Genomic DNA, 7,549 nt, shown 5'->3' on the forward strand with positions numbered 1-7,549 from the left:
TCTTGTTGATAATGATTATTACTAGCATGGCCTAATGTGTCAAGTGCAAATAGGAATTATTATCAAATTAGTTTTTCTCCTTTTCTTAGCCTTTCAAAGCGAGGCACTTCCATGCTACAAAAGATAAAAATAAAGACACAGGAGTGAGGATATGAGTGATCAATACGCAGCACTACGCAGTAATGTGGGTTTATTAGGGCAGATGCTAGGACAAACCATTGCTCAGGCATTGGGTGATTCGGCTTTGGCCAAAGTTGAATCAATTCGTCAGTTGGCAAAAACTTCTCGCGGTGGCGATGAGCAGGCGCGTGAGGCGCTGATCAGTGAGCTACAATCCCTAAGCGACGATGAGTTACTGCTTGTTGTGCGCGCGTTTAACCAATTCCTCAACCTCGCTAACGTTGCTGAGCAGTACCATACTGTGTCGCGCTCGGGTAACCAGGGTTTTTGCGAACTTGACCCATTAAAGCAGACTTTGCTGCGCCTCAAGCAAAGCCATGTGCAAGAGCACACCATCAAAGAGGCAATCGCACGACTAGATATCAACTTGGTATTAACTGCGCACCCAACGGAAGTGACACGGCGCACACTGATTAACAAACATGTGCAATTAAGTGATTGCTTAAACCTGTTAGAGCTGGGCGACTTGCTACCGCAAGAACAACAAAAACTCCACGCGCGCATGCGCCAAATAATAGCTCAGGCGTGGCATACCGATGAAATTCGTCAACAACGGCCAACGCCTTTGGATGAGGCGAAGTGGGGTTACGCGGTCATTGAAAATAGCCTGTGGCAAGCGGTGCCAGAATATGTGCGTGAGCTCGATGACACGCTGACTCAAGAGTTGGGTGTTGGTTTAGCAAGTGACGCTAAGCCGGTGCGTTTTACCTCATGGATGGGTGGCGACCGCGATGGCAATCCTTTTGTAACGTCGAGTGTGACACAGAGCGTACTCGACCATGGCCGGTGGATGGCATTGGACCTGTATATTAAAGACATCAACCTGCTGATCAGTGAATTATCGATGTTCGCCTGCGATGATGCTTTAGCTAAACAGGCTGAAGGAGCCCATGAACCCTATCGTGCCGTATTAAAGCAACTACGTGAAAAGCTGACACTCACTCACGAGTATCTCGAGGCCAAAATAACTGGGCAGTCGCCACGTGGCGAAAACATCATCACGGATATCATTCAGATAACGGATGTGTTAAAGGCCTGTGAGCGCTCGTTAGAGGCCAATAATATGGCCATCATCGCCCAGGGTCAGCTGCGCGATACGCTGATCCGCTGCCAGTGCTTCGGTTTGCAGCTCTCGCAATTGGATATCCGCCAAGACAGTGACAGACACGCACAGGTGCTCGGTGAGCTGACCGAGTACCTAGGCTTAGGTGATTACTGCCAGTGGGATGAGCAAGGCAAACAAGAGTTTCTCAAAGCAGAGTTGGCCAGCAAGCGGCCGTTATTACCTCGCAATTGGCAACCAAGCGATCAAAGCCAAGAGGTTCTCGACACCTTTAAAGTGATTGCCCAAAATCGCGCCGAAAACTTTGGCATTTACATTATTTCCATGGCTCGTCAGGCATCAGATGTGCTGGCGGTTAAGTTATTACTTCAAGAAGCAGGCTGCCAGTTTAATATGCCGGTTGCACCTTTGTTTGAAACTCTGGATGACCTCAACCGTGCGCCGGAAGTGATGCAGGCTTTATTTAGCGATGATGTGTATCGCCAACATCTAGGCACTCATCAGTATGTGATGATTGGCTATTCAGATTCAGCCAAAGATGCAGGGATGATGGCCGCAGGCTGGGCACAATATAGCGCTATGGAGTCCTTGGTGCAGCTTAGTGAGGAGCAGGGCATTGAGCTCGTGCTATTTCACGGGCGCGGCGGTACTGTTGGTAGGGGAGGAGCCCCAGCTGCGCAAGCGTTGCGCTCGCAACCGCCAGGGAGTTTGAAAAATGGCCTGCGCGTGACTGAGCAAGGTGAGATGATCCGCTTCAAGTTCGGACTGGCCAGTGTCGCAAAGCAAAGCCTGCATTTATATGCCAGCGCAGTACTTGAGGGGAACCTGCTGCCACCCCCAGAGCCTGAGCCTAAGTGGCGTGACGTTATGGCTAAAATTAGCGACGCATCGTGCCAGCATTATCGTGCGACTGTGCGCGAGAACCCTGAATTTGTACCTTACTTTCGCAGTGCCACACCAGAGCAAGAGTTGGGTAAGTTGCCATTGGGGTCGCGGCCTTCTAAGCGCAACCCCAATGGTGGGGTGGAAAGCTTAAGGGCCATTCCTTGGATCTTTGCTTGGTCGCAAAACCGTCTGATGCTGCCTGCTTGGTTGGGAGCCTATCAAGGTTTAGGAGCGGCGATTAGTGAATACGGTGAACATACGTTGCAACTGATGAGTCAGCAGTGGCCGTTCTTTCGCACCCGATTAGAAATGTTGGAAATGGTATTCTGTAAGGCGGATAGTTGGCTTAGTGCGCATTATGATCAGCACTTAGTGGCGCCGCAGTTACAGCACTTTGGCGAACGTTTACGCCAAGAGTTAGCGCAATCAGTGGCACTGATCAAAGAATTAAGCCCAGAGCACACTTTATTAGGGCATCAGCCGTGGGTGCGTGAGTCTATTGCATTGCGTAACCCCTACACAGATCCGCTTAATGTCCTGCAGGTGGAGCTATTGAAACGAGCCCGTACAAATAGCTCACAGGCATTAGATAAAGCCTTAATGGTTACCATGGCTGGTATCGCAGCGGGTATGCGCAATACCGGTTAATTAGGTGCGAGGCAGTGTATCAGCCGCCTCGCATCTGAACCTCGCCATTGTGGTAAGTGGCCATCATTCACACCCAATAAAACGCGATGAGCGATCATCAAAGAGGCTACTTGCCTTGTGTAAATAACGCGGGTGCTCAACAGAGCAGAAATAAGCCAAGAGCGTAAAATAAGGCTCGTTATATACTGCAGTTTTAGGCTCGAATAAGTAGAAATTAAAGTTAACCCTATGAAAGTGTTGAAGTTCGATATTTATATATCGTGCCATTTTAGGCTCGGATATCTCAATGCTCGTTTTTAACAAACCAATACTGCTTAGACATTACCAATCCACTCTGGTAACTTCATGAAATTACTTATTAATATAAAGTGTGCGACTAATTTTTTGTTATTTGAATTTTGGCTTAACCCGAAATGCAGGCTAATAAGCTGTTATACGAAGAGTTAGCTATGCATTACAAATATAGGTCATTAGAAAATTTCAAGAACTTTGTAGACATAATTCTAAATAATAGAATTTATGCGGCGCCATATTTCGAACTTAATGATCCAATGGAAGGGCTTTATACATATGATGCGGGAACCATAAATAGAGAGTTGGTGGAAAAAATAAAGGGCGAGAAAACTAAGCTCAGAATATGTTCACTTTCGCGCCGACCCGATAGCACTCTTATGTGGTCACACTACGCAGATAGTCATAGGGGAGTAGTTATAGGCTTGGTCGTTGATAACAAGCATGAGATGAGGCCCATAACATACGAGGGTTTATCTTATGTTCAAAATGCCACGAGGAATGGCAGTCACGAGACCGCGAAAAATGTCTTAACTTGTAAGCTGGAACCGTGGGCTTATGAAGAGGAAGAGCGAGTATTCGTCACAGATTCAAACTACGTGGATATATCCATAAGCCAAATATTGCTTGGTTCAAAAATGGACACTCGAACTAAAAGTCTAGTAAGAAATCTCGTGAACAAGCTCAATCCTAATATCGAAGTGCATGAGGCTAATGTTGCAGAAATCGTATAACAAACCAATTAACTTCGCGCCTACGGCGCCGGACAGCTTACACTACGCTTCGCTGTGTTCCATCTGCCGGTTATTGGGGCGTTAGCACCCACAGGTGATGTACTAATTATGAGGTTGTAATGATAAATTTAGTTATAGATACAAACATTTATAGAAAAAATCCTAAGTTAGATAACAGCGATTTTTCGGTCGTAAAAAAGTTGTCTGATGCACATTATTTGAAAGTACAGGTACCTTACATAGTCCAACGAGAGTTCCAAACGCAACAACGAGAACAATGTAAAAAAGATTTGGATAAATCGTTGTCAGGTATAAATGCATTACTAAGACGCCCACTTACAAGTGACAAGCTTGACGAACTTAAAGCAATAAAACAAGCTGTCGAGACCGCTTACGATGATACACTTGAAGCTGCTGAAAACTATTTCAATGATTGGTTAAATAGTATTGGTGGCAATGTTGTTGCTCTGTGTGAGGAGCAAGCTTTAAATGCCATGGAGGCATATTTTAAAGGAGAGTCTCCTTTAACAAACTTAAAAAATCGAGAAGATATTCCTGATAGCTTCATTGTTCAATCAATTAATAAAATTTCCAGCCAAAGTCAAAAAGTTGTCGTAATTGCTGAAGACGCAAAGGTAAAGAATTCATTTTCTGAAAATGAGAAAGTGGATTGCTATGCTCAACTCAGTGAATACATTAAGACTCCTCCAGTTCAAGATAAGTTAAAAGACATCGATCTTATTTCAGATTTACCTGCTATTTTTAGAGCAATTCATGACTTTGAAGAAAATGAGGGTGACTTAAAATCAGGGATATCTTGGGAAATTGGTGATTACATTATAGGTAGTGTAATTATTGATGGGACAATTCCTGATGATAATAATGAGGCTACGATATCGAGCTTTGGAGAAGTCGACTCCATAGAGTTAGATCTCGATAATCTACTTTATTATGGGAGTGGAAGTGTAGGGGTACCTTTTGAGCTAGAGATAGATGTGTGTGCGTATTATTACATATTTAAAGCAGATTATTATGGAATGGAATTTCCTCCTAGTGTTTCGGACCACAATGACCACTACTTTGAGGCTGAGGACGAATTTCGTGTAACTGTTCAAGGTATTGCAACAGTGAAATTTGATCGGGATAACTTGGATTTTGACGACTTTTCAAACAGTTTAGACTTAGATTCATTAAAAATAGATAGTGTTGAAAGTATAGACTTGTAGGAATAAGTGTGTGCTAACAAACTGTTTAAGAGTGATTCGCAACGCGTGGCATTTTTACTATGCGTTGTGTTTAGTGGTTAAGGTGGTTTGCGGAAGCGTCGGTATTGCGTTGCTCACACCTTAACAGGGCGTTAAGTGTTTAAACGTAGGAGAACCATTATGGATTGGAGTGAAAAGAAATTAGGAACTGAAGAGTGCTCCGAATGTGGTGCAGTTTATTCCGTCACTTATCACAATCTCCCAGAAAAAGATGATGACAGCTTTGTTTGTTCTTGTGGGAGCGTAATGCGCTCATGGAGAGAGACGGGTTACTATTCGTACAGAAAAATCGAAGAGTAAATAGAAACAAGTTTAATTAGATCTGCTTGCCAGCAGGTCAAACTGGCTTAGGAACAGGAATTACAGCGAATCTTGAAGTGGATGCTTCGCTCGGATTGGAACTATCAAATGCCCCATTGGTGACTTTGGAACAGGAGAGAAAAACTATGAAGAGCAATAGTAATAGCAATATTATGAAAAACGTGAAAGGTGGAATCGTGGCGTTACTGGGGTGCCTGGTGGTAGATTTCAATCTGAGCGAGTCGCAGAGCTAATTGTGCAACTGTAATTTACCTAAGAGCGCGCCACGAGGGTTCGATTCCCTCAGCCCCACCACACTTAACAAGCGGCTGTAGCAACGGCCGCAAAAAACGCGGCCTAGGACGCTCACTGCGCTCGCGCCGCTAAGCCGGGCGTTAGGCACACTTGAAGATTTAATCTATTTAGGTTGTAAGAATGGAATCAGAAGATAGTATTTTTAAAAAAATAGAAAATAGCCGAGAAGAGTTTGGCGTACTCTTGACTGCTGCGATGAAAGACGGCCTAACCGAAGTGGCCAAAGCAGTAGCTTCTAAAAAATATATTGGCACGTATTATGAATGGCCTTCAATATCATTAAGAGAAAACGGTCTTCCTAACTTATCTTCTTCCAGTTTCCAGGGCGCGAAAGAGTATAGAAAGTGCTTTGGAACCAAAGAGGGTGAAATTAACGAATCAGATATAGCATCATTTGGAAAGTTTTTAGAATTTGTGACATCAAATGAAGATCTTGAAAGTCGATTCATACTGGAACAATGGAAAGAAATAAAGGATGATAAATTTCCAGATTTTAGAACTATATTTATTCACTCTATTGTAAAAGATGCCGTTGAACGATATATACATGCGAATGACAGCTTTGAGTACGATGAAGATAAAGCCACAGATGTAATTCGTGATATACAAAATTTTATATACTTAGATACGTTACCAATTGATATCGTAATACCAATTCTTTTTGTTAACTTTGACTTTGATTCATATGCCTTATCTGAAGTGATTGAAGTTAGGCGTTTGACAGAGAAAGAGCATCTAGCTCGATATAATATAAAGTCCTATAACGTTAGTGTTCATGACTCGGTACTTTCTTCAGCAACGCATGCGTTAGTCTTAAAAGGCTGGGAGGTAAAGAACAGTCCCTGTTCTATGGATTTTAATGCTTTACATAATATAAGAGCATATCCAATTGAACGAATTAACAAGTTCTTTGCTTCGATTCGCCTGGTTAAAGACATAAGCACAGGATACGCTCAAGTTTTTTCTATGGCTAAATCTTGGATTAGTCATTGTAAAGCTGACCTGCCTCACATTGTCGGAACTACTACTCGTTCTTACCCTGCATTTTTCGAAGACTATTACTGGAACACTGAATCTGTACCATTAGTTGCAAATAATGAAATGGATACCATTAGTAAAATATTTGGTTTGCTTTCCGACTCTGAGGAAAACTCAATTGATTTATCGGTTAAACGGTTAAATCAGTGTCTTGTACGAGATAGTGAGGAAGATTCTGTACTTGATGCAACTATCGCACTGGAAGCTTTACTTTCAGATGATGGCAATCAAGAAATGACTCATAAATTGGCGATGAGGGTGGGAGCTCTGGTAAATCTGGATAGCAGCTTTAACAAGACACCACAGCAAGCTTTCAAAGATATTAAAAGTATATATGCATATCGTTCGGCAATTGTGCATGGAAGCAAAAAATTGGACAAAAAGCGAGTTATCAAGCTTGAAGATAACAATGAGACTACAACTCACTCCCTTGCGGTAGATTACCTCCGCTTTGTTCTAAAAGTCTTATTAGAAAACCCTAAATATCGCGATCCGAAACTAGTTGATTCAGAGCTTTTGCTCGGTGGAACAAATGCCTAACACATATGAACCTTCTTCCGTCAAATAAACAATAGAATCTTTTTTAGCTGCCGATAGGCAGCTAACTGTTTTTCAATTAGCAAAATAATCTACTTCGCTCTGTCATTGTGGCTGTTAAATAAATTGCTTACGGCAAACACATATAGAGGCTCTCTTATTGTGATCTCATCACTGCCTAACTCTGTCATTCCTTATGGTGGTTAGGGGCACTAGACATTCATCGGTTAACCTTAAGAAGGCACTATTCAAGTCAGTTGGCTCGTGGCTCCAGTTAGTTTCAGGCTCAACTA

The 7,549-nt window shown here is 42.9% G+C and carries 4 protein-coding genes; all 4 read left to right on the forward strand.

Going from position 1 to position 7,549, the window contains the following annotated elements; translation table 11 throughout:
- The first annotated feature begins 151 nt into the window (after positions 1 to 151).
- The 4 genes from ppc (at position 152) to MHM94_RS03395 (ending at position 7,259) form a co-directional block, all read left to right on the forward strand.
- Positions 152 to 2,776 (forward strand): phosphoenolpyruvate carboxylase, encoded by a 2,625-nt coding sequence (gene ppc / locus MHM94_RS03375; RefSeq protein WP_235418785.1) that lies wholly within the window; start codon positions 152 to 154, stop codon positions 2,774 to 2,776.
- A gap of 449 nt (positions 2,777 to 3,225) precedes the next feature.
- Complete coding sequence (locus MHM94_RS03380) at positions 3,226 to 3,801, forward strand: hypothetical protein (protein ID WP_235418786.1); 576 nt, start codon at positions 3,226 to 3,228, stop codon at positions 3,799 to 3,801.
- A 119-nt stretch (positions 3,802 to 3,920) separates the two neighbouring features.
- Entirely contained in the window at positions 3,921 to 5,027 is a 1,107-nt protein-coding gene (locus MHM94_RS03385; RefSeq protein ID WP_235418787.1) for a PIN domain-containing protein, read from the forward strand.
- Between the two features lie 774 nt (positions 5,028 to 5,801).
- Positions 5,802 to 7,259, forward strand: a complete 1,458-nt coding sequence (locus MHM94_RS03395) for a HEPN domain-containing protein (RefSeq protein ID WP_235418788.1) — start codon at positions 5,802 to 5,804, stop codon at positions 7,257 to 7,259.
- Positions 7,260 to 7,549 lie beyond the last annotated feature (290 nt).

This window comes from Pseudoalteromonas sp. CNAT2-18.1 (assembly GCF_022347865.1).
GTDB lineage: Bacteria > Pseudomonadota > Gammaproteobacteria > Enterobacterales > Alteromonadaceae > Pseudoalteromonas > Pseudoalteromonas ruthenica.